Below are 22,016 nucleotides of genomic sequence, written 5' to 3' on the forward strand. Positions count from 1 at the left end.
CCGACTAAACATTTTGCGAAGCGCTGTTGTGGAAGCTGCGCACTTGTTACCGGCCCAGGGGCCAATTACGGCCTTCGTTCACCATAACACTCTGCACGCTCTTGACCACCTGACTTTCGATGAGGCTGTGATCAAGGGGGGAGAGTTGTTTAGCTGTCATCCCTATTTGCCTGAACAACGTTATCGAGAAAAGCTCAAACACGGCAGGATCCTGCCCGAAGACATCGAAGCTGTGTTGAGCGAAGATCTTGGGGACCGCGGGGATGAATTTCTGGGATTCTTGGGCACCCGACACAGCCTGCAGTTGAATATGTTGGCCTATCCGCTGCGATCAGGGCCTGTCGCCGAATTGCGATGGGTGGTAGCTGAAACAGATGCATTGAGCAAATTTCGAGAGGAGACGACTCCTGCTAATAGAGATCACTTAATTGAAACCACGCGACGTTGGGTGATGCGTGACCTGCGGAATGGTCATCCGCCCGCTGCGAATAATATTCGAGCTCGAGAATTGGTCGATGGAATTCTCGAGCATTTTGACAAGCCTGACATCGAGCACTGGGACGAATCGACCTGGGAAGATTTTACGCTTCACCTCCTGTGGTTCGTGTGCCGGGATGGTGTTGGCAATGCACCTCTGCAAAAAGAGATTCACCCAGCTTCATCTCGCCACAGGGATGTGTTGCTTAAGGCAACTGGGGCCGACAGTGACCGTTTGGTGCATGAGGTGCTGATCCGTTTCTGTGCAGCATTTATGGATCAAGGATTTGGAAGTTGGCCCTTGCCACAAGCGGGAGGTTTTTTCGAGTCGTTCGTAGCTTTGTATGGTTGCCCCTACGGTCCGCCGTCACTTTGGATGCGAGGACTTCGTGCGGAATTGGAACGAATTCAGAAGGCAGGGCTCACCTCCCTGGAATCGATTGCTGAGTCACTTGAACTACTAGGGGTCGGAGAGAAGGAAGAGGCAGAGTTTCTCGTACAGACAGTTCTCGCACTCAGGGGCTACGCCGGCATGTTGTGGCAACTAGAATGTCGTGGCGACCGAGTTGCCCGGCCAGTCCCTCCTGATACTCTGTTCGAGTTCTTGGCCGTTCGATTGATTTTGGATCGATTGGCGGTTACTCACGTGGCGAGAGAGGGAATCGGCTATCAGGGAGACCTTCGTGGAGTTCGCGCCGCAGTCACAGAGCACGCGCAGAGTTGCAATGTTCCGAGTGTCGATCAACGCTCCTTTCTGATATTTCAACTTGCTCAACTACTGGGATGGTCGCCGGAAACGCTTTACCAGCTTCATGTGGACAATTGGTCGATCGTTCTGAGAGAAGTCGAAGAGTTTTCTAGTGTTAAACGTCGCTCGATCTATCATCGTGCTTACGAGCGGCGTTATCGGTTGCAGGCTCTAGATGCGATGTTGGTTCACGCCCAACGATTGGTTCCTCAAGCGAAGTTGACTCAATTTGCTGGCTCGGACACACCGGCATTTCAATTCATTACCTGCATCGACGATCGTGAGGAGTCCTTCCGTAGGCATCTGGAGGAAGTGGCTCCACAGAGCGAAACACTCAGCGCTGCAGGTTTCTACGCCGTGGCAATGTACTACCGCGGAGCTGCTGATGCCTACTTCACACCGCTCTGTCCTGTCATCATCAAACCTTCTCATTATGTCGTAGAGCATGTTGCGTACTCTCAAAAACAGAAAGAACATCTCCATAGAAATCGTCGCCGGACTATCGGAACTGTCACACAGAGAGTCCACTTGGGGAGCCGAACTTTTGCCGGTGGCTGGTTTGCAGCCTTGTTTGGTTCGCTAGCCTCATTGCCCTTGGTGATGCGCATTCTCTACCCACGAGCGACTTCAAGATTTCGCAGCCTGATTGGGGGTTTTGTGCAAGCACCCTCAGCAACAGAATTGCAATTAGAACGAACCGAAGATCCGCCGGGCCAATCTAACGGGCACATCGGCTACAGCACAAAGGAGATGGCAGATATTGTTGCCCGTATCTTGCAGGACATCGGACTGACTCACAATTTCTCCCCGTTGGTAATTTTTTGTGGTCATGGTTCGTCTAGCCTGAACAATCCCCATGAATCGGCTTACAACTGCGGCGCGTGTGCGGGGGCACGAGGAGGACCAAATGCACGTGCGATCGCACAGATGGCTAATGATCCTCGCGTCCGGACTCTGCTCGAAGAACGCAATCTGAGGATCCCGCTTGAAACAGCCTTCGTCGGTTGTTACCACGACACTTGCGATGATAGCGTCGCCTTCTATGATCTAGATCAGCTTCCGCTTTCCCACCGCGAGCTCTTCGACGAGGTGCAAGGACTTCTTGGCGAGGCTCGACGACGAAATGCCCATGAGCGATGCCGAAGATTTCGCTCCGTAAGCCTGACGGCCACGCCAGATGCCGCTCTCAAACACGTTGAATCACGTGCCGAAGATCTTTCCCAGGCTAGACCGGAGTACAACCACGCCACGAATGCACTTTGCATTGTCGGGCGTCGCGAATGGAATCGAGGACTCTTTCTGGATCGTCGCGCTTTTCTCACATCTTACGACCCTAGCCAGGACGACGAGGAACGCACGATTCTCACTCGCATCCTGCAAGCGGCAATCCCCGTTTGTGCAGGTATTAGTCTTGAATACTACTTTTCAACCGTCGATTCGGAAGGGTATGGGTGTGGCAACAAGTTGCCTCATAATATCACTTCATTGCTGGGGGTGATGACAGGAGCCGCCAGCGACTTGAGGCCTGGACTCTCAGCACAGATGGTAGAAATTCACGAACCCGTTCGCATTCTATTTGTCATCGAAACGACGCCCGAGGCGATGCTGCAGATCTTGAATAAGAACGAGGGTATCGATCGTCTGGTCCGTGGTGAATGGGTTCAATTGGCAACGATCGACCCCTATACTTCTCAAATTCAATATTTCGTCAGAGGGAAATTTGAGCCCTATACGCAGGAGAGTGGCGAGCTACCGGAAGTCGCTTCTTCTGCCGACTGGTATCGCGGCTGGCGCGATCACTTAGGATTCGCGAGTATCTCACCCTCGAAAAGAGCAGTACAAACACAATGAGCACGAATACACTGTTCTTTATTCTAGGTATTGCTGTCTTGGTCTGCCCGGCGACATTGGTAGTCATTTTGGGGCTACCACCTCTCGTGGGGCGACCACTGAGTGAGAAAACCATCAATCGTTATGCCTACGCTGCAACCGTTATAGGGTTATTGGCTTCTCTATTCATGCTTGCCATGATGCTTGTGGTAGGTACTAGGCATGTACCCATTGAGTTGGGGAACTGGGTCATAATTCCCCAGCAGCACTTCCATTTCCACTTGAAGTTCATTTTTGATCGACTCTCAATACCCTATGTGATCCTTTCGTTTCTTTTGTGCGGAACTGTCAGTGCGTTTACGAGTCACTATCTCCATCGTGAACAAGGTTACGGCAGGTTTTATGTTTGTTATTCCTTTTTTCTGTTGGGAATGATCGTAAGTTCTCTTGCCGGCACTATCGAAGTGTTGTTCTTCGGTTGGGAGTTGGTGGGACTCTCGTCAGCTCTGTTGGTTGCCTATTTCCAGGAGCGTCCAGCCCCGGTCATAAATGGACTGCGTGTCTGGAGTGTTTACCGCATAGCGGACGCCGCGTTCTTAATGGCAGCTGTGGCCATGCACCATTTGACTGGCGCTGGCGACTTTGATCGCTTGGTCGGAACGGGCTCCTGGCCAGACGGAATAGCTGTTATGACCGGTGGGCAGGCGCTCTCTGTGGGATTGCTGCTGTTAGTCGCCGCGGCAGGCAAGTCTGCTTTAGTGCCGCTTTCTGGTTGGTTACCGAGGGCGATGGAGGGCCCCACTCCTTCGAGTGCGATCTTTTATGGTGCCTTGTCTGTGCATCTTGGTGCGTATCTCTTGCTGCGTGTGAGCCCTCTGCTTGAGGTCTCAGTGCCCTTGGCGGTTGCCGTAGTCATTGTTGGACTCATGACTTCACTCATGGCCACGTTGATGGCCCGAGTGCAAACCGACATCAAGAGCGCATTGGCTTTTGCATCTTTAACTCAGGTAGGAATCATCGTAGTAGAGATCGGCCTGGGATTTAGATACATCGCCTTGATTCACATCTTGGGTCACGCCTGCTTGAGAACTCTACAACTCCTGCGAGCGCCAACTCTGCTCCATGACTACCACACGATTGAGAATGCAATCGGAGGTCGGTCGACTGAGGAAAGTGGATTTTGGGGCCGGAGGCTTCCCCGTAGCCTCCAGAATTGGAGCTACCGCTTTGCCTCCGAGCGAGGCTATCTCGACGGCATGCTTGATGTGTTTGTCGTTCGCCCATTTCAACGTTTGTTTCAGTGGTGTGACGCGGCCGAGAGGTGCTGGACCGATTTCCTTTCGGGCGGGCATTCTCGTGAATCGGACGAAGTTCAAATCCACAATGAAATTGTCGAAGAGTTGCGACTGTGATGAAACTAGCCGTGGATTTTAACTGGTAACGCTTAAAATGTTTGAACTTCATTTGCCCTGGTTAGAGCTGGCCATTGTAACACCGCTAGTTGGTGCCGCACTGGTGTTTCGCGTCCATGATCCCGAGCTGGCCTGGCGGCGTGCTATTGTTTTCACTTTTACAGCGTTGTGTTTCACAGTGGGTGAATGGCAAGACTTCAATTCGCTGCACACGTTTGAAGCGCATGACCATTGGGACATCTTCACGCCGCTTGTAGGACCCGACGCCCTGGTTGTGGATGAACTGAGTGCGCCTTTGATCCCCTTGGCTGCGCTACTTTTTTTTCTGGTTACACTCACCACTATGAAAACCAAGAATCGGAGATTTCCCTTTGCTTGGAACTTAGTTTCACTCTCTCTGTTGCTGGCACTTCTGAGTTGTCGTCAGCCATGGGGAATTATTGCTCTGCTGACTGCCCAGGCCGTGCCGCCTTGGGTTGAAATTCGTTCGCGGGGCCGATCGACTCGTGTCTTCACGCTTCACATGCTTCTTTGTACTGGTTTACTGATCGCCGGTTGGATGCTGCTTTCCACAGAAGCTGGCACCTTGAAGAATGTAGCGATTATTATGTTGGCTTTGGCTGTCCTGATTCGTAGCGGAGTCGCTCCGCTACACTGCTGGATGACGGATTTGTTCGAAAATGCAAGTTTAGGCACAGCAATTCTTTTCGTAGCACCCATGTCGGGCGCCTATGCCGCTGTACGACTAGTGCTACCCGTTGCACCTGACTGGGCCCTGCAAAGTATTGCCTTACTTTCACTCGCGACAGCCGTCTACGCCGCTGGCATGGCCTTGATCCAGCAAGAGGCTCGACGTTTTTTCTGCTACCTGTTTCTGAGTCATGCTTCGTTGGTGCTGGTCGGTTTGGAAGTTGCCACCCCGATTGGATTAACTGGTGGCCTCTGCGTGTGGCTATCAGTGGGAATGTCGCTGGCTGGCCTGGGACTTACATTAAGAGCCCTCGAAGCGCGGTCTGGGCGTCTTTCTCTTGCCGATTACCACGGTCTGTACGAACACATGCCTGGTTTGGCTGTGTTTTTCCTGCTTACGGGCTTGGCAAGCATCGGCTTCCCAGGCACGGTCGGTTTCATTGGGGCTGAATTACTAGTGGAAGGTGCAGTCGCCGTGAATCCTTTTGTCGGCGTGCTAGTTGTGTTTGCCGCAGCACTCAATAGCATCGCAGTGCTCCAGGCCTACTTCAAGTTATTTACCGGTACACAGCATACAACTTCCATTTCTCTGAAAGCACGTTGGAGAGAGCAGTTCGCTATGTTGATTCTCTCAGCCTTGATACTAGGTGGTGGCTTGGTTCCGCAACCTGGTGTGGCGTCGCGATATCACGCCGCCACAGAAATAATTGCCCGCCTAGAAACGCGCGAATCGCATCCTGGATTGGCAGTCCAATCACCAAACAAACATGTTGTCGCTGTAAGCAAGACTTCCCGTTAATCCCTTTTGCAAAAAGAGATATTTATCATGTCAGCGAATGAAACAGAGGAATCGCTCCCTATTGAAAGGCCTGTCGGCAATGCTGCAGGGTTTGCCAAGTATTTCAAATATGACATTCTCTCAGGATTCCTAGTGTTCCTGATCGCATTGCCACTTTGCCTGGGTATCTCTTTGGCCTGCGGTTATCCAGCGATTGCAGGAATCTTTACCGCAATCGTGGGAGCAATCGTTACCACCTTCATCAGTAATTCAGAACTGACGATCAAGGGTCCAGCTGCAGGATTGATCGTCATTGCCATTGGGTGCATCGAAGGTTTCGGTGGCGATGGTGCGATCGGTGGGTTTAGCGAGGCCGATTTGACCGCCTATCGCATGGCATTGGCGGTCGGCGTCGCCGCTGCCATTCTGCAAATAATCTTTGGTCTGCTTAAGGCGGGTACCTTGGGAGAATTTTTCCCCCTCTCGGCAGTACATGGCATGTTGGCGGCAATTGGCGTGATCATCATCGTAAAGCAGTTGCCGGTTGCCTTGGGGGTGCAAGCTCGCGGGGAACCATTAGAAATGATCAAAGATATACCCCAGTATTTCCATGATATGAATCCAGAAATCGCGTTTGTTGGGGGAATAGGTGTCTTGATCATGTTTCTCTGGCCAATCGTACAAAAGGCAAGCGCACTATTTAAGCCCGTGCCTGCAGCATTAGTTGTCATACTGGCAACCGTGCCACTCGGCATCTATTTCGACATGATGCATACACATACCTACTCATTTCACGGTCACAAGTATGAGATTGGCGAATCGTTTCTGGTCAACATGCCGGATCGTGTATTTGGTATGTTCGACTACATCACGACTCCCGACTTTGCTGCATTCGATAGTGAGCACCGGGGGGAAGCATTCAAATGGGTAATGATGTTTTTTATCATCGGTAGCCTTGAGTCGATCCTTAGTGCCAAGGCCGTCGACATCATTGACCCCTGGAAGCGCAAGACTAACATGGACCGGGATATTCTGGCGGTCGGTGTGGCCAACCTGTGTGCCTCTAGTATAGGTGGTTTGCCCATGATTTCAGAAATCGTACGCAGCAAAGCAAATATCGATAATGGAGCCCGTACACGTTTCGCAGATATGTGGCACGGCATCTTTCTGCTTGCCTGTGTGGCGTTGATCCCCACAGTATTGCATCGAATTCCCCTAGCGGCACTGGCAGCAATGCTGATTTATACTGGCTTTCGACTCACGCATCCGCGAGAATTTATGCACATCTATTCGATCGGCAAGGAGCAACTATTGATATTTGTTTCTACCTTGGTGGGAGTTCTGGCCACGGATCTCTTGATCGGTATTTTTATCGGGATTGGTGTGAAACTGTTGCTGCACCTGATCAATGGTGTGCCAATACGATCCTTGTTGAAGCCCTATCTCGACGTTGAGCTTGAGTCGGACGACCACGCTGTGGTTCGGGCACGATACTCGGCCGTGTTTAGCAACTGGATCTTGTTTCGTCGCCAATTAGTAAGGCTTGGACTGGATGAAAAGAAAAATGTCACTTTGGACCTCTCTGAGACAAAATATGTGGACCATACCGTTATGGAGAAGCTTCACGAGCTGCAACAGGAATTCAAGAACGCAGGTGTTCGGCTCGAATTGCAGGGACTGGACAATCATCGACCTCTCTCGAGTCATGATCTTGCCGCCCGCAAGAAAGTGATAATGCCTGTTTAGTCCTATTCAGATGTCAGCCGCAAACGCTAGCAATTGGTTCTCGCGAGTTGCCAAAGAACCGTTTGCTTGCGTGATGCGGTTGATATAGCTAGCACGATGGCAGGATGCTCGTGCACTCATCGCCAAAAATCTTTTCATGGAGGTACTCAAATGTCGATGAATACGGAAGTATTCCGCTCGTTTCAGAGCTGGTTTTTCTATTTGCCTGTTTCTCTTCTAGACCTTTTCTTGCGCAGATCTTATTGGAAGGCATTTCTAATGGACAGGCGACCCAATTACTGTGGGCGGCTCCTTTCTGCTGTCGTGCTAGTGGCGTTTGGTAGCAATGCTTCGACGAACGTCTGTTTAGCAGCAGTATCTCAGGAGACGGAGACTGCTACTGAATCAAATTTGAATAGTGCCGAGCCAGTACTAAAGACTCCCAACGAAAGTGTTTTGCTTGCCACACCTTTTGAGTTTCCTCTCCTCAACGACAATCCAAGCGAACCACTCGACACACAAATTCTGGAAGCGAACTATCAGAAACCGGCTGCATCAAAGTCATCTCCGACGTATCCCAATGTGCAGCTCCATGGTTTCTTTCAGGCAGATACGGGATGGTTTGGTCAGGATGCAGTGAACAAGGCTTCGTTGGCGGCTATCAATGGAGTACCGAACGGCGATTTGCAGGATGGGGCCGATTTTCGCCGCGCGCGACTAAGTGCGGGTGGAGACGTAGCCGAGAACATTGGCTATTTCATGGAATACGATTTTGCGTTTCCAGGCCGCCCCAGCTTCATGGACAACATTGTTGACCTCCGCAGTTTTGTAGGAGATTCGACGTTTCGACTGGGTTACTGGCGGCAGCCTTTTTCAATGGATGCATTGACGAGCGTCAAAGACCTAACGTTCTTCGAACGGGCTTTGCCCTTCACATTCGTCCCCTTTCGACAAGCGGGAATTGGGATCTATGATGGAACCGAAAAAGGCGACTACACCTGGGCTCTATCAGCGATACGATTTCCCACAGATTTTTATGGTGGAAACGTTGGAGACAACGGAGGATATGGAACAGTAGGCCGGCTAACCGCTGTCCCTTGGGCGGATGATGATGACCAGCGGCTCTTGCATGTGGGTGGGGCCTATACGTTTGCCGACCCTGCGAGTGATATTATTCGCTATCGAGCTTTCCCTGAATTTGCGGTCGTAGAAAACAATCTTCCAGCCGACATCGTACCGCCTGGTGTGCCGAATCTGACATTGCCTTTTGCAGATACTGGAAATATTTCCGCCCAGAATGTGCAACTTTTTGGTGGTGAATTAGCACTTGTCTATCGCTCGCTCTACATTCAGTCCGAGGCGATTTACTCTCATGTCGATCAGATCGCCGGGCCTACGGTCGACTTCTGGGGCGCCTACGCTCGGGCTGGTTATTTTCTGACCGGTGAGGTTCGGCCCTACAATCGGAAGGCTGGCGTGCTTGGAACCGTAACGCCTTTGTGTCCCTTTGGCACTTGTACAGGTTCAGGTGCATGGGAATTGGCTGCCCAATGGTCGGCCATCGACCTGAACGACCAAAACATTGCCGGGGGCCGCATGAACAACGTGACTGCAGGGCTCAACTGGTATCTGAATAAGAACTTCAAGTTTCAATTTGGCCACATCCACGTCTTCCTCAACTCACCCGGCTTTGGCGACAGCGATGCCGACATCACGGCAGCCCGGGCGCAGGTGGTATTTTAGAGTGACGAACGCGGGACACTTGGTCCAAAGAGAAGGGTTTTTATCGAATTCCTTACTGAGTCTCCTCTTCATGCTCGTGCATCCATTTTTTAAGCAGTGGGGCGAGCAGCAGACAAATCATCCCAGCCGCGATCGCGGCGATGGCGATTTTTTGGAAAACGTCGCCGTAGATTTGCACTGTTTCGATAGGGGCCGGTATAAGCTGTTCGCCGTTTTCTCCTTCGGAAACTCCGGTGAACTGCGAAATAATTGCGGCCAGGTATTGAGAGAATGCAGTAGCCAAGAACCAGCCTCCCATCACGGTGCTCACGAGCACTTTGGGTGAAAGCTTGGTTATCATAGAAAGCCCCACGGGGGAAATGCACAACTCGCCGGTGGTCTGGAGCATGTAGCCTAGCAACAGCCATGAGACGGCAACCATCCCCCGCGCATCTGCATTCGTGGCGCCCAGCCAGAACATCCCGAAGCCCAATCCAAGTTGAAATAGTCCCAAGGCAAACTTGTAGGGGGTCGCCGGTTCAATACCGTGGCTACCCAAAAAAGTCCACAATGCTGTGAACACCAAGCCGAAGAACAGAATATACACTGGATTTACGGCTTGGAAGGTACTGGCTGCCAGTTCATTCTTGCGTTCAGCGAGGCCCATACCGACGTTGTCTTCGGATACGAGCCAGTCGATGGTAAAGTTTGGATCGGCTCCTTCGCTTTCGCCAACTTGGTTCTTTTTACGGAGCTTGTCCAAATTCGACATCGTAAAGAGTGTGTCGCCGTTGGTGAAGCCGAGTTGTTCTTGAGTCGGTTGCAATTGGATAATAGTACCCACGTCGGCATCAGTAATTAATTGAGACTCCGACACGCGATCGACATTGCGATCGGTAAAGTTATTTACGCTGCTACCGGCCTGCTCAAAGAAAGCCCAGAAAAGCATCGAGAAAAAGGTGAGAATCAAAACCACAAACATTCGCTCTCTTGCTATTTTTTGGAGGCGAAAGGTTTCAACAATTAAGTAGCCGAAGGCTAGGATGCCTGTCACCACGAGTAGAATTCCGGCGGGCTTGCTAATCTCGGTTAGCAGGATGCCTCCCACCTCTGCCATGAAGCCTTCACCTGCTTTGATTTTGTCGATGGTTTCGGCAGCAATGAGACGCACAGGGTCGCCGCTTTCACGCAAAATCGAGAAATCGGAAACGAACAAAGCCAAGAGCGGGATACAAACTGCAATGCCGAAGAGAATTGGCAATAGATACCTCGCTTTTCCACCAGGAGGCCGGCCTGCTTCGTCGGGGATTCCTCCCAACGAAAGCGCCCGAATCGAGAGCGCCCCGGCGATGACCAGCGCAGTGGCCACGATAGCATTGACGACTTTGGCGGCAGTGTTGTCTGGTACGAAATAAAAGAGCGAAGCAGCAGTCCCCAAGGCGCCTGCTCCGATCAAAATTTGGGTCACGATAGTAGGCATCACAAAAATAGCCAGACCGATCATCATGCCGATCGTCGCCAGTCCAAACCCATAGTGCCAGCCATAGGTTTCTCCCACATAGCCACAGATAAGTGGACTTAGAGATGCGCCTAGATTCACTCCCATGTAGAAAATCGTAAAACCGCCGTCGCGTTTGATACTGCCGGCAGGATAGAGTTCGCCAACAATTGCTGAAATATTTGGTTTGAAAAACCCATTGCCGGCGATGATGAGCGCAAGCGCCATATAGAACATCACAGCGGATTGCATCGTCATTACCAAATGGCCGGCAGCCATAAGCAGACCGCCAATGATGACGGCAATCCGTGCACCTACTAGCCGGTCGGCAATCAAGCCACCGAAGAATGGCGTCATATAGACTAGGGCCGTGTAGGCACCATACACGCCGTAAGCGCGGGCATCATTATATTGCAGGAACCCCTTGAGCATGTAAAAGACCAACAAGGCCCGCATGCCATAGTAGGAGAAACGCTCCCACATCTCGGCGAAGAACAACACAAACAATCCGGTAGGATGGCCGAGGAATTCACGCTGCGTGGTGGGTACCGTGCTCATATTTGCTCCTGAATCGGTGGGAGTAGACACAGCAAGTGTAATCAAACATGCTACGCGTTACAGTAGCAATTTTGCTATGGGAGGGTTACTGTTCACAGCAATACGGGCACTGCTCGCCGATGATATAATCGGGCGATTGTTGGTCCTCGAGGGAGAGTAGTTCCTGGCAAGCAAAACACATTTCGGTGTCTGTCTCCTGAAGATTGGCGTCCAGGGCGACGCGTTTGTCGAAAACGAAGCACTCGCCTTGATAGTGTATGTCTCCACAATCCTCAAAGTATTTGAGAATCCCTCCCGAAAGCTGATATACCTCGGGGAAACCTGCCTGTTGCATGAACGGTCCAGCCTTCTCGCATCGGATGCCACCTGTGCAGAACATGACGATCGGTTGCTCTTTGGTTTCGGGAGGCAATCCTGCTACAGCCGCAGGGAAATGGCGAAAGTGGTCGACGCCAATCGGAAGGGCGTTTTCAAAAGTTCCGAGACCGACCTCGTAATTGTTCCGTACGTCAAGCAGCAGACATGGCCTTCCCTCATCGAGCCAGGACTTGAGTTCAGTAGGAGAGATCTTTTTCGTCGGTTTGTTCACGGGATCAATACCCGGCACTCCGAAGGCAATGATCTCATTCTTGACCTTGACCAACATCCGGCTGAAGGGCTGCGAATCGCTAATGCTTTCTTTCACCTCGAGCGGGCCAATTTCCGCATCATTAGTTAACTTATCAAGTAGGAGTCGAACTTCGCCTGGGGGTCCCGCCACGAATAGATTAACTCCTTCGGGACTGAGCAGTATGGTCCCCTTTAGTCCGAGATCGCGCGCATACTCCCGGAGTCGCTCCCGCCGCTCGAAAAGGCCCGTGAGCGGTGTAAATTTATAGGCAGCCACATTGAGAAAATGTGTTTGCGGACAACATTCGGATAAATCTTCTTGTGTCGTGTCCATCTTCGTTCTAATTCTTTCTCGATGACGGTAGAATCCAGGCTTCCAGCATAAGCAATCTTGCGGTTCATTTCACCACCTTTTTCCGACAGTCGAGAGAACTATGCAGCGAGTCCGTTGGGGAATTCTGAGTACAGCTAAGATCGGTACCCAAAAGGTAATACCTGGGCTGCAGCGCAGTGAATTGTGCGAAGTGCTGGCCATTGCCTCACGAAATCGGGACACTGCCGCCGAATCGGCAACCGACCTGGCAATCCCTCGGGCGTACGGTAGTTATGAGGCCTTGCTCACCGATCCAGATATTGACGCGGTCTACATCCCGCTGCCGAATCATCTGCATGTGCCGTGGTCGATTCGCGCCATCGAGGCGGGTAAGCACGTGCTATGTGAGAAGCCCATCGGGCTCTCCTCGGTTGAGGGAGAGCAATTGCTGGCAGCGGCTGCAGAGCATCCGCACCTTAAGGTGATGGAGGCGTTCATGTATCGCCATCATCCCCAATGGCAAAAAGCAAAGCAACTCGTGGACGATGGCGAGATCGGTGTATTGCGTGCCATCCAAGCGACATTTTCCTATTTTAATGTAGACCCAGCAAACATTCGCAATGATGCCGACATCGGTGGCGGTGGGTTGATGGACATTGGATGCTACTGCATATCGCTCGCCAGATTTCTGTTCGTGGGTGAGCCCCAAAAAGTGTGTGGCATATTAGAACATGATCCGAATTTTAAAACGGACTGTTTGGCGTCGGCTATCTTGGATTTTGGCACAGGCCTGGCATCTTTTGTATGCTCAACCCAATTGGTTCCCTATCAGCGTGTCAATGTTCTTGGAACTGAGGCTCGTGTCGAGATTGAGATTCCCTTCAACGCCCCTCCGGATCGCCCCTGCCGCATTTGGCATGAGAAGAATGGCGAAACGGTTGAGATCGAGTTTCCCATTTGCGACCAGTACACGATCCAAGGGGACTTATTCGCATCGTCGATACTTAACGACTCTCCCGTGCCCACCCCTTTGGCCGACGCAGTGGCCAATATGCGCGTGATCGAAGCAATAAAGACTAGCGCTAGTTCGCGCAGGTGGGTTTAAAGCTCTCTTAGATTTTCTGCTCGCGCTTTTTCTCGAACACAAGTATAGAATAGAAGAGTGGCGCTCCTTGATCCCTCTTTTCACTACAGGGCACGAATCGTGTCTATCAGTGTTCTCGACTTATTTACGATCGGAATTGGGCCCTCAAGCTCTCATTGTGTGGGGCCGATGCGCGCCGCACGGTATTTCGCGACTGAGTTGAGGGACAATGGTGGATTGGCAACGACAGTTGCGATCCGAGTCGAGTTATACGGTTCGCTTGCTCTCACTGGCTTGGGGCACGGAACGAACAGGGCTATCCTCCTGGGTTTGTCAGGTGAAACACCAGAGACAGTCGATCCAGAGGCAATTGAATCGTTTGTTGCCAAAGTGGACCAAACTGGCGAGTTGCGGGTTGGTGGGCATCAAATTGACTTTTCGCAGGCGGAGCATCTCCACTATTTAACTAGCGACCAACTCCCCTTGCACAGTAATGGAATGAGATTTATAGCCTCCGATGCCTCGGGTTCAGAATTGCTGGAACGAGTATACTACTCGGTCGGCGGCGGATTTGTAGTTGACGGCGAAGGTCAGCCATTGATGCAAATTGAATTGCGATGTCCGTTGGCTTATCCTTATTGTTCGGCTACTGAATTGCTGAAGTATGCCAGTTTAGCGGGACTTCGAATCAGCGAGATCGCCCGGCAGAATGAGAGATCTTACCGTGGCGAGGCAGGTCTTGACTCACGTCTGGATGAAATCTGGAACGTTATGCAGCGGTGTGTCGAAAAGGGTTGCCGTCAGCAGGAACAGCAGTCTAGCTATCTCCCGGGACCCCTGCAGGTGCGTCGTCGTGCCCCACAACTTTATCTAAAGCTGCAGTCCGCGCCAGTTGCTTCAAATGGGGATCCACTTTCTCCCCTCGACTGGGTCGATGTGTTCGCTTTGGCAGTGAGCGAGGAAAATGCCTGTGGAGGCCGCGTAGTAACCGCCCCCACAAACGGTGCCGCCGGTATTATCCCGGCGGTGCTGCACTACTTTTACCGGTTTTGCCAGGGAGCAAACCAAGAGGCCGTGCGACGGTTCCTGCTAACGGCCGGGGCAATTGGGATTCTTTACAAACAGAATGCCTCGATCTCTGGTGCAGAAGTGGGTTGCCAGGGGGAGGTGGGGGCTGCCTGCTCAATGGCTGCAGGTGCACTGGCTGAAGTACTGGGCGGCTGCCCGGCCCAGGTAGAGCAGGCTGCGGAGATCGCGATGGAGCATCATCTTGGTCTCACCTGCGATCCGATTGGTGGTTTGGTGCAGATTCCATGCATTGAGCGCAACGCTATGGCAGCTTCCCATGCGATCCATGCTGCCCGGTTGGCTCTGCGGGAAGACGGCCAACACCGCGTCTCACTGGACCACGTCATTGAAATCATGCGACAAACAGGTGCCGACATGCTCTCGAAGTACAAAGAAACTTCGCAGGGTGGCCTGGCCGTTAATTCGATTGCCTGCTGATGGCTGGGGCAGGTCTGTCTTACCGGTGGCTCTTCACAATTTACGACCTGTGCTGATTGTGCCGGCATAGGGTGGTGAATTTTTGCCACATCTTCATTCTGGGTCGCGTTGCGTTTTGTCAACGTGATGTATGGTTTTCCAGACCCGCAGAGTTTTCCTGGTTTGCCCAGTCCCTGTGATGGGCAAGGTTTACCAACCTGCGGCAGTTAGTCTTCCCAATTCCCAGTTCGAAGAAGGCACAGAAATGAATACTTCCCTCCCCCGCGATTTTTCGTACGGTCGCTTTTTGCGACTAGCCACCATCGCCTTGCTTGCCAGTGTCGCCGTGGCTGCGTTTGCCTCGGCTCAAGTTCAATGCGACGAATGCAGCATGTGCAACAGCTGCCTGAATTGTTGCAACTCAGCCCCGGAATTGTGGGTGATCAACACCCGACATGTCCCCAAGTGTTCGAATCTCGACAATGGTTTCGAGTGCATTTCATATCAGCGTTACGACCGTTGCCGAGGTTGTTTTGTTAAAGAATCTCGCGAGTCGTTCCTGGCCCAAGAAGCCTCGATGCCTACCATGTTCTACTTGCATGGAAACACCCTCAAGCACAAGGGTGCGATGAAAGGTTTCTGGGATCTCTACGAAAAGCTCCGTTGCTGCCCTGGTCAGAAGCGATTGGTTTGCTGGTCGTGGCCAGCACAACGCGTCTTCAAAATGAAGGGTTTGAGGTTCCGCGAGATGGTCGAAAAGAATCTCCGGATTAAATATGTGTACGCCGAATATCAAGGCTACTACCTTGCCAAGCTTGTTGATCAAATGAGCCTCACCCAGCGAGTAACCCTCTCGGGTCACAGCTATGGTGCAATTAGTTCATCGGTGGCCCTGCATTTGATGGGTGGCGGTTGTATTCGTGGATTGACCTTGGCAGGAGCTGAGCCCGTCGAGCGACCCAATCTGCGTGGTGCCATGATTTCCGCTGCCTTCGATTATGACATGCTTCTTCCTGGCCACCGATATGGGCAGGCTTTCGTGTCGGCGGAGAAGATTTTCTCGACCTTCAACTGCCACGACAAGACGCTCAAGAAATGGCCCGATACTTCATGGCACGGTCGCGAAGCTTTGGGTTACATCGGCATGCCAGCACGTTGCCTGGGCCAATACCGCCACAAGCTCTGCCAGATGAATACCTATCCTGAGAACAAGCGTTCTCACTATCTGTCGGCTCACCTGAAGAACAACCGTTTTGTTTCAGCCATCTGCTGCATCGCATTCGGCGGATGCAAGTCCTGCGGACCAATGGTTGCCAAGAACAATGTGGCTGCAGAATTAGCAGAAGCCGACAAAGAAACGGCGAAAGACGAGGAGCCAGTAACGGTTGCTGCGAAACTGGAATCACAAGTCGATTCCCCTGAATTGGCCGAAGAGAAAGCTGCCAAGCCTCGCCGAGCAACTTCTTCTAAGTCAACTACCTCAGGGAGCCGCACCAGCCACCGCCGCAATCGGGTGTTTGGTTCCCGAAGGTAGAAAGTGTCCTTGCTGTAGGAATCGCACGGTGTATTCACGCACCTGGTCATTCTGCGGCAAGAGTTGGTGGATTCCTTTCGCGAGCACAAAATCACTGGCGCCTGCCAACTGAGTCGTGTCGACCGAAAGGAGTCCGTCATCGTCGCCAGGAATGGCGGCAAGGTAGCCTTCGCCGTCACCATGACCGCCGGCGATGATCCCGAATTCGAAACTGGGCGTCGCGAGTCGCTGTTCCAATGACTGCCAGCCTTTGCCTGGCGCGAGTTGTTGCAGCGGCTCGCCGGCGAACGCCTGGGCGATTTTGCTCTCGGCAAAATTGTCGGCCATCGAAGCCCCGTGATTAGGCGGTGCAATCATCACAAATCGATTGTAGGTGAATTCAGGTTGCTCTGAAGGTGGTAGCGAGGCCAAGTCTGCCAGGGCCATGCGGATGACGATGTTGCCCATACTGTGAGCGACGAAGTCAATCTTCTCCACGCCATCTAGATGTCGCAGAACATTAGTGAGTGATTTGGCATGTTCGCTGATGTCTCCAACAGTGGAAGGATAGCCAAAGTTAATCACATAGTAGTTGCCTTCTTCCTCCAGGTAGTCAGCCAGGCCATTCATCATCTGCCGACTGGCCCCCAGGCCATGCACCATCACTACAACCTCCTTAGGGAGAGGTGGAAGTTTCTCAACTTGCTTAGCCCGCTCCAATTCGGCAAGGCAGTTCTCGAATGTGCCAAAAGTGTGCCGGCGGTCATTGGGGTCGATCAGCCGATAATGTCCAAAGGTCGAATGCCTCTGAATCCGCCAGTCGTCGTAGATCACCTCATCAGACCAAACGAAGCGGCCTCCCAAGGTTTTGCTGCCAATGCCAAAAAGCGCTGGCTCGGCATTAGCATAGGCAGCCAAAAGGGTCAGGAAAAACAGGCTTTCGATAACGAGAGCCGCGAAATGCTGATTGCGGGGTTTCTTCATTTTAGAACTCCTCTTCCTGCGGAATGGCGGTCGCTCCATAAAAGTGGTGGGAAGTGCGACACGCTTGCGTGGATTGTACTCCTTCGGGCCCAGCAGCCCAACCGGTTTACGGGGTAGGCGGTACGGAGGTTCGCCTGCTCAGAGAAAAACATGCATTTACGGGGAGAAATAGACAGTTCCGAGTAAAACTTCACCTTGTCATTCTCATGGCTCGCAATAGCTTTTGGACTGCTGTACTCTAAAGCTATGACTGCTTGCACCTATGATTTTGATGTGATTGTCGTTGGCGCCGGTCACGCCGGGACTGAGGCGGCCCTGGCAGCTGCGCGGATGGGTGCCAAGACGGTACTCCTGACCACCAACTGCGACACAGTCGGCCAGATGAGCTGCAATCCGGCCATTGGTGGAGTTGGCAAGGGCCAGATTGTTCGCGAGGTCGATGCACTGGGGGGGGCGATGGGTCGCGCCATAGACGCCACAGGCATCCAATTTCGCATGCTCAATCGGCGCAAAGGGCCTGCGATGCATAGCCCCCGGGCGCAGGCCGACAAGAAACTGTATCAGGCCGAAATCAAAAAACTGTGCGAAGAGCAGCCCAATCTGTCGCTGCGACAAGAGGTAGTCGAGAATCTGCTCACTGAGCCTGGCGGCGAGCGGCCCCGCATTGTCGGCGTCGAGGTCCGAGGCGACGCGGTCTACCGGGCCCGCACGGTCGTGCTCACCACCGGTACGTTTTTGCAGGCATTGATGCACACCGGTGAGACGAAGACCGCAGGTGGCCGAGCGGGCGAGGGAACGAGTGGGGGAATCAGCGGAGCATTGGGTCGACTAAACATTCGACTTGAGCGATTCAAAACAGGAACACCACCGCGATTGAATGGCCGCACGATCGACACGAGTCGCACCGAACTGCAACCCGGTGACGACGAGCCTCAGCCGTTCTCGTTTCTCAACGATAGCATCGAGGTCGAACAGCTTCCTTGCTACATCACCTATACGAACGAACAAGTACATGAGTTGATTCGCGCCAATTTAGAGCGCGCACCCATGTACAGCGGACAAATCGATTCTTCTGGGCCGAGATACTGCCCGTCCATCGAGGATAAAGTCGTACGATTTGCCGACAAGTCGCAACATCAATTGTTCCTCGAACCAGAAGGCAGAAACACACAGGAAGTGTATGTGAACGGCGTTTCGACGAGCCTGCCGCGTGATGTACAGGATGCGATGTTTCGGCTGATACCAGGTTTGGAAAACGCCGAGATCATGCGTTATGGCTATGCGGTCGAGTACGACTATGCGCCTCCGGATCAGTTGCGGGTCAGCCTGGAATCGAAACAAGTGGAAGGTCTCTATTTCGCAGGGCAAATCAATGGAACCACAGGTTACGAAGAAGCCGCGGCTCAGGGACTCGTGGCTGGCGCCAATGCAGTGCTGGCATTGCGAGGAGAGCAACCGCTCGTGCTCGACCGGGATCAGGCTTACATTGGTGTGCTCATAGACGACCTGGTTACCTGCGGGGTCGATGAACCTTATCGAATGTTCACCAGTCGGGCCGAGTATCGCCTGCTCTTGCGTCAAGATAACGCCGATCGACGACTAACCCCGTTGGCTTTCCAGCGAGGGCTGGTTGGTCGAGATCGCTTTGAGCGTTTTGAATTCAAGCTTAAAGAAATCGAAGCCGCGACCGAGTTGATTGAAAACACACGCTGCGATGGAACACCACTTGCCCAGATCGTGCGGCGTCCTGAGATCGACTGGCCTGCGATCGTGGGGAGACTGCCTCAGTTGGCGAGCTTAGGCAAGCAGGCTGCGGACCAAGTGATGTACGATCTAAAATATGCTGGCTACATTGCGCGACAAACAGTTGAAGTCGATCGTCAGCATCGTCTTGCACAGAAACGGATTCCCCAGGGTTTCGATTATGCCCGTCTCACGCAGCTTCGCGCCGAAGCGCGGGAAAAATTCCAACGGGTTCAGCCAATAAGTCTTGCCCAAGCAAGTCGAATCAGTGGCATCACGCCAGCCGATATTGCTCTGCTAATGGTGCATTTCGAAGGTAAAGCTACCGCACATTAGTCCCGGTGCCTCTTTGACTTGTGAGCATTGGAAGGAGAGGTAAGAGGAGGACCTGCTGCGAGAAAATTGAGATAACTGATAGCGTGCAGCTGTAACTTATTGTAAGCAAAGACTTTACAGAGATTTGATCTCTGTTGACTGGAATTCACGGGCGGCTATAATTCGTGCAATTGGCAATTCAGGGGATATCGGCAGACATGGAGAAGATTGTCGTCTAAATAGCTTTGCTTATTTGAGTCGGTAATCGATGCTTTGGAAGAATACGCACTTCCGATGTGCTGAAATGAAACGTGTGTATTTTGAAAACTGGGTGATTTGAACAGGATGCACTCCTGAGTCAAAGAGCCATACTGCATTGTCCAGCTGGTTTTTAGGCTTGGCCTCATATCGACCTGATTGCCTACGTTTATTCCTTGAAAGTACTACTGGTCCTTTCACCATCGACTAAGGAGAGAGGTGGTTCGAACTATGAAGACCGTTTTCACTACCGGCGAAGCCGCAAAGATCTGCAAGGTCAGCCAGCAAACGATTATCCGCTGCTTCGATTCGGGGCAACTCAAGGGATTTCGCGTGCCTGGCAGCAGATTCCGGCGTATTCCCCGCGAGCAGCTCTATTCCTTCATGCGTGACAATGGCATTCCGACCGATGCTCTCGATAGCGGGCGTCGCAAAGTCTTAGTTGTCGACGACGACGAAGATCTGGTCGAATTGATCGTAGATGCCCTCGAGCGAGACGGCCGGTTCGACGTCCGTAGCGTCAACAATGGCTTTGGAGCGGGGATGCTAATCAAGGAATTTCGTCCTGACATGGTCGTTCTAGACGTGATGCTTCCCGATATCAATGGTAAGGAAGTCTGCACACTAGTTCGCAGTCAGAAGGCGATGGACGACGTGCGCATCATTTGTATCTCTGGGATGGTCGAGCAAGACAAGATTCAGGAGCTTCGCGATGCCGGTGCGAACGACTTTATGAAAAAGCCGTTCGACGTGGACGATTTGGTGGGCCGGGTCTGTCAATTGCTCGATGTCGAGATCGCTTCGACCTGAGCGTCATTCGTCTGAGAATCGCGAGGGCCGCGTCGGATGGAGGAGCTCGAACGGCATAAGCTCGACGCGATGAAGGAATTGGCGTACGGTGCGAGCCACGAGATCAACAATCCGCTGGCCAACATTGCTGCGCGCGCTCAGACACTGCTGCGCGAAGAAACGCAACCCGATCGACGTCGATCTCTCGAAGCGATTCATCAACAGGCAATGCGCGCGCATGAGATGATTTCCGATCTTATGCTCTTCGCACGGCCGCCCCAGTTGGTGTGCAAACCCTTTGACGTGAGGGAACTGGTTTCCGAGCTCGTAGCAAAACTTGCTGCCGAGGCGGCGTCTCGCCAGATCAAACTGAACTGGAAAATCCCTGAACAGCCAATCCTCTTCACGGGTGATCGGCAACAATTGTATGTTGCACTGGGTGCAGTTTGCGATAATGCCCTGGAAGCCATTGGTCGTGACAGCGAGATCTCGATAACTCTTGGTAAGACGGATGAGTCGACGGCTATTCGGGTCACGGACAACGGCCCCGGCATCCCGTCCGAGGTGCGCGAGCATATGTTTGATCCGTTTTATTCAGGACGAGAAGCGGGGCGGGGACTTGGATTCGGACTTAGCAAATGTTGGCGCATTGTCACTCAGCACGGAGGCAGTGTTGACGTGGAAAGCAATGATGAATTAGGTGCCACGATTACAATTCGCTTGCCATTGGAGTAGGCCGGAACTGTTTCGGCCTGCGCATCAAAATCCGTCTCGGAGCAAGTCCTCACCATATCCTGGAGGAAACGGATTGGCGAGATCTGTTTTGTCTTTTGTAGTTTCAGAGGTTGCCGAATCGATTTCATCATGGTCCAAAGCAGTAGTCTCTGAAAACTTCTCGACCCAATAGGTGATTTCCTCGGCAGTTGGCCGTCTTATTGGTTTGTCGGGTCGCGAGGGTCCCGGTTGGTTTTCAGCCTCCAAGCGGCGTTGCCAAATCTCGCTGTACCAGCGGTCGCTATCAATATATGTTGCCCGACGGCGGCGTGCAGCTCGCTGAATGCGGTGATCGCTTGACACAACAAGAAGTGAGCGGGGCGATGTTTCCTCACGAATCAATTCTTCAATCAGTGCATCCGCATCGGCGTATTCGGCCGCATACCGAACGGTGATTCCGTGGTAGTTTTGAATTCGAGGCAAACCGGGAGGTGCTTCCGCGGCATCGAACACAATCGTGGTCTGCGATCGCTCACTCTCCGAAATCGAAGCGGCTAGAAAACTCAGCAATTCTTCCCGCGACCGTTGAAAAGATTTAGGCCCTCCACCTCCTCCAAAGCCCGTCACATGCAACAAGTTGTAGCCGTCGATGAGGAGGTTCATGGTGTGAAGATTTCGGATAGGGGAATCTTTTCGGGAGGATCGCGGACTGGGGGGAACGAATTCTAGCCACGAATTTTCACTGATGAAACACGGACAAGAAACAAACTT

At 52.4% G+C, this 22,016-nt stretch carries 16 protein-coding genes; 11 read left to right on the forward strand and 5 right to left on the reverse strand.

The genetic code is table 11. The features are described from left to right. Positions 1-28: 28 nt before the first annotated feature. Genes Pla144_RS23475 through Pla144_RS23490 form a run of 4 tightly spaced genes read left to right on the forward strand, consistent with a single transcriptional unit; the run spans position 29 to position 7,681 of the window. A complete protein-coding gene (locus Pla144_RS23475; RefSeq protein ID WP_231936531.1) occupies positions 29-3,076 on the forward strand; it encodes a DUF2309 domain-containing protein in 3,048 nt (1,015 codons plus the stop codon). Next, on the forward strand, positions 3,073-4,467 hold the full coding sequence (locus tag Pla144_RS23480) for a proton-conducting transporter transmembrane domain-containing protein (RefSeq protein WP_146453149.1): 1,395 nt from the start codon (positions 3,073-3,075) through the stop codon (positions 4,465-4,467). Before Pla144_RS23475 ends, Pla144_RS23480 begins: the two co-directional genes overlap by 4 nt. A gap of 37 nt (positions 4,468-4,504) precedes the next feature. Next, positions 4,505-5,956, forward strand: coding sequence for a proton-conducting transporter transmembrane domain-containing protein (locus Pla144_RS23485; protein WP_146453150.1), 1,452 nt, complete (start codon positions 4,505-4,507; stop codon positions 5,954-5,956). Between the two features lie 27 nt (positions 5,957-5,983). Continuing rightward, on the forward strand, positions 5,984-7,681 hold the full coding sequence (locus tag Pla144_RS23490; RefSeq protein WP_146453151.1) for a SulP family inorganic anion transporter: 1,698 nt from the start codon (positions 5,984-5,986) through the stop codon (positions 7,679-7,681). 6 nt (positions 7,682-7,687) lie between these two features. Here Pla144_RS23490 and Pla144_RS25350 read toward each other — a convergent pair whose 3' ends face one another. After that, positions 7,688-7,819, reverse strand: coding sequence for a hypothetical protein (locus Pla144_RS25350; RefSeq protein ID WP_261342341.1), 132 nt, complete (start codon positions 7,817-7,819; stop codon positions 7,688-7,690). Between the two features lie 120 nt (positions 7,820-7,939). Here Pla144_RS25350 and Pla144_RS23495 point away from each other — a divergent pair, with 120 nt between their 5' ends. Further along, complete coding sequence (locus tag Pla144_RS23495) at positions 7,940-9,403, forward strand: OprO/OprP family phosphate-selective porin (RefSeq protein WP_197530970.1); 1,464 nt, start codon at positions 7,940-7,942, stop codon at positions 9,401-9,403. Positions 9,404-9,455: 52 nt separating this feature from the next. Here Pla144_RS23495 and Pla144_RS23500 read toward each other — a convergent pair whose 3' ends face one another. Both Pla144_RS23500 and trhO read right to left on the reverse strand, forming a co-directional pair. Continuing rightward, the gene (locus tag Pla144_RS23500) at positions 9,456-11,438 is read right to left on the reverse strand and encodes a peptide MFS transporter (protein WP_146453153.1); all 1,983 of its coding nucleotides are present in this window, start codon (positions 11,436-11,438) and stop codon (positions 9,456-9,458) included. Positions 11,439-11,523: 85 nt separating this feature from the next. Beyond that, complete coding sequence (gene trhO, locus Pla144_RS23505; protein WP_146453154.1) at positions 11,524-12,381, reverse strand: oxygen-dependent tRNA uridine(34) hydroxylase TrhO; 858 nt, start codon at positions 12,379-12,381, stop codon at positions 11,524-11,526. Positions 12,382-12,481: 100 nt separating this feature from the next. Here trhO and Pla144_RS23510 point away from each other — a divergent pair, with 100 nt between their 5' ends. The 3 genes from Pla144_RS23510 to Pla144_RS23520 all read left to right on the forward strand — a co-directional run bounded on the left by Pla144_RS23510 (position 12,482) and on the right by Pla144_RS23520 (position 16,463). Continuing rightward, positions 12,482-13,465: a Gfo/Idh/MocA family protein gene (locus Pla144_RS23510; protein ID WP_146453155.1), complete on the forward strand. Its 984-nt coding sequence runs from the start codon at positions 12,482-12,484 to the stop codon at positions 13,463-13,465. 99 nt (positions 13,466-13,564) lie between these two features. Next, entirely contained in the window at positions 13,565-14,950 is a 1,386-nt protein-coding gene (locus tag Pla144_RS23515) for an L-serine ammonia-lyase (RefSeq protein WP_146453156.1), read from the forward strand. Positions 14,951-15,194: 244 nt separating this feature from the next. Next, positions 15,195-16,463, forward strand: coding sequence for a hypothetical protein (locus Pla144_RS23520; protein WP_146453157.1), 1,269 nt, complete (start codon positions 15,195-15,197; stop codon positions 16,461-16,463). On the opposite strand, the gene Pla144_RS23525 is transcribed toward Pla144_RS23520, so the two are convergent. After that, positions 16,410-17,426 carry an alpha/beta fold hydrolase gene (locus Pla144_RS23525; protein ID WP_197530971.1) on the reverse strand — a complete coding sequence of 339 codons (1,017 nt, stop codon included), beginning with the start codon at positions 17,424-17,426 and terminating at the stop codon, positions 16,410-16,412. The two genes, Pla144_RS23520 and Pla144_RS23525, sit on opposite strands and share 54 nt — an antisense overlap. Before the next feature lie 246 nt (positions 17,427-17,672). On the opposite strand from Pla144_RS23525, the gene mnmG reads away from it, so the two are divergent. From mnmG to Pla144_RS23540, 3 genes are all read left to right on the forward strand, one after another. Next, complete coding sequence (gene mnmG / locus Pla144_RS23530; RefSeq protein ID WP_146453159.1) at positions 17,673-19,505, forward strand: tRNA uridine-5-carboxymethylaminomethyl(34) synthesis enzyme MnmG; 1,833 nt, start codon at positions 17,673-17,675, stop codon at positions 19,503-19,505. Between the two features lie 468 nt (positions 19,506-19,973). Next, the gene (locus Pla144_RS23535) at positions 19,974-20,552 is read left to right on the forward strand and encodes a response regulator (RefSeq protein ID WP_146453160.1); all 579 of its coding nucleotides are present in this window, start codon (positions 19,974-19,976) and stop codon (positions 20,550-20,552) included. 36 nt (positions 20,553-20,588) lie between these two features. Further along, a complete protein-coding gene (locus Pla144_RS23540) occupies positions 20,589-21,266 on the forward strand; it encodes a sensor histidine kinase (RefSeq protein WP_146453161.1) in 678 nt (225 codons plus the stop codon). Between the two features lie 24 nt (positions 21,267-21,290). On the opposite strand, the gene Pla144_RS23545 is transcribed toward Pla144_RS23540, so the two are convergent. Further along, entirely contained in the window at positions 21,291-21,908 is a 618-nt protein-coding gene (locus tag Pla144_RS23545) for an NYN domain-containing protein (protein WP_146453162.1), read from the reverse strand. Positions 21,909-22,016 lie beyond the last annotated feature (108 nt).

It is taken from the genome of Bythopirellula polymerisocia, assembly GCF_007860015.1.
Taxonomy (GTDB): domain Bacteria; phylum Planctomycetota; class Planctomycetia; order Pirellulales; family Lacipirellulaceae; genus Bythopirellula; species Bythopirellula polymerisocia.

Excerpts from the sequence above, each read along its gene's own strand:
- Pla144_RS23485 (WP_146453150.1), top strand. The coding sequence starts at position 4,505 with ATGTTTGAACTTCATTTGCCCTGGTTAGAGCTGGCCATTGTAACACCG.
- Pla144_RS23545 (WP_146453162.1), bottom strand. The coding sequence starts at position 21,908 with ATGAACCTCCTCATCGACGGCTACAACTTGTTGCATGTGACGGGCTTT.
- Pla144_RS23490 (WP_146453151.1), top strand. The coding sequence starts at position 5,984 with ATGTCAGCGAATGAAACAGAGGAATCGCTCCCTATTGAAAGGCCTGTC.
- Pla144_RS23480 (WP_146453149.1), top strand. The coding sequence starts at position 3,073 with ATGAGCACGAATACACTGTTCTTTATTCTAGGTATTGCTGTCTTGGTC.
- Pla144_RS23535 (WP_146453160.1), top strand. The coding sequence starts at position 19,974 with ATGAAGACCGTTTTCACTACCGGCGAAGCCGCAAAGATCTGCAAGGTC.
- Pla144_RS23540 (WP_146453161.1), top strand. The coding sequence starts at position 20,589 with ATGGAGGAGCTCGAACGGCATAAGCTCGACGCGATGAAGGAATTGGCG.
- Pla144_RS23500 (WP_146453153.1), bottom strand. The coding sequence starts at position 11,438 with ATGAGCACGGTACCCACCACGCAGCGTGAATTCCTCGGCCATCCTACC.
- Pla144_RS23525 (WP_197530971.1), bottom strand. The coding sequence starts at position 17,426 with ATGAAGAAACCCCGCAATCAGCATTTCGCGGCTCTCGTTATCGAAAGC.
- trhO (WP_146453154.1), bottom strand. The coding sequence starts at position 12,381 with ATGGACACGACACAAGAAGATTTATCCGAATGTTGTCCGCAAACACAT.
- Pla144_RS23510 (WP_146453155.1), top strand. The coding sequence starts at position 12,482 with ATGCAGCGAGTCCGTTGGGGAATTCTGAGTACAGCTAAGATCGGTACC.
- mnmG (WP_146453159.1), top strand. The coding sequence starts at position 17,673 with ATGACTGCTTGCACCTATGATTTTGATGTGATTGTCGTTGGCGCCGGT.
- Pla144_RS23495 (WP_197530970.1), top strand. The coding sequence starts at position 7,940 with ATGGACAGGCGACCCAATTACTGTGGGCGGCTCCTTTCTGCTGTCGTG.
- Pla144_RS23520 (WP_146453157.1), top strand. The coding sequence starts at position 15,195 with ATGAATACTTCCCTCCCCCGCGATTTTTCGTACGGTCGCTTTTTGCGA.
- Pla144_RS25350 (WP_261342341.1), bottom strand. The coding sequence starts at position 7,819 with ATGAAAAGATTTTTGGCGATGAGTGCACGAGCATCCTGCCATCGTGCT.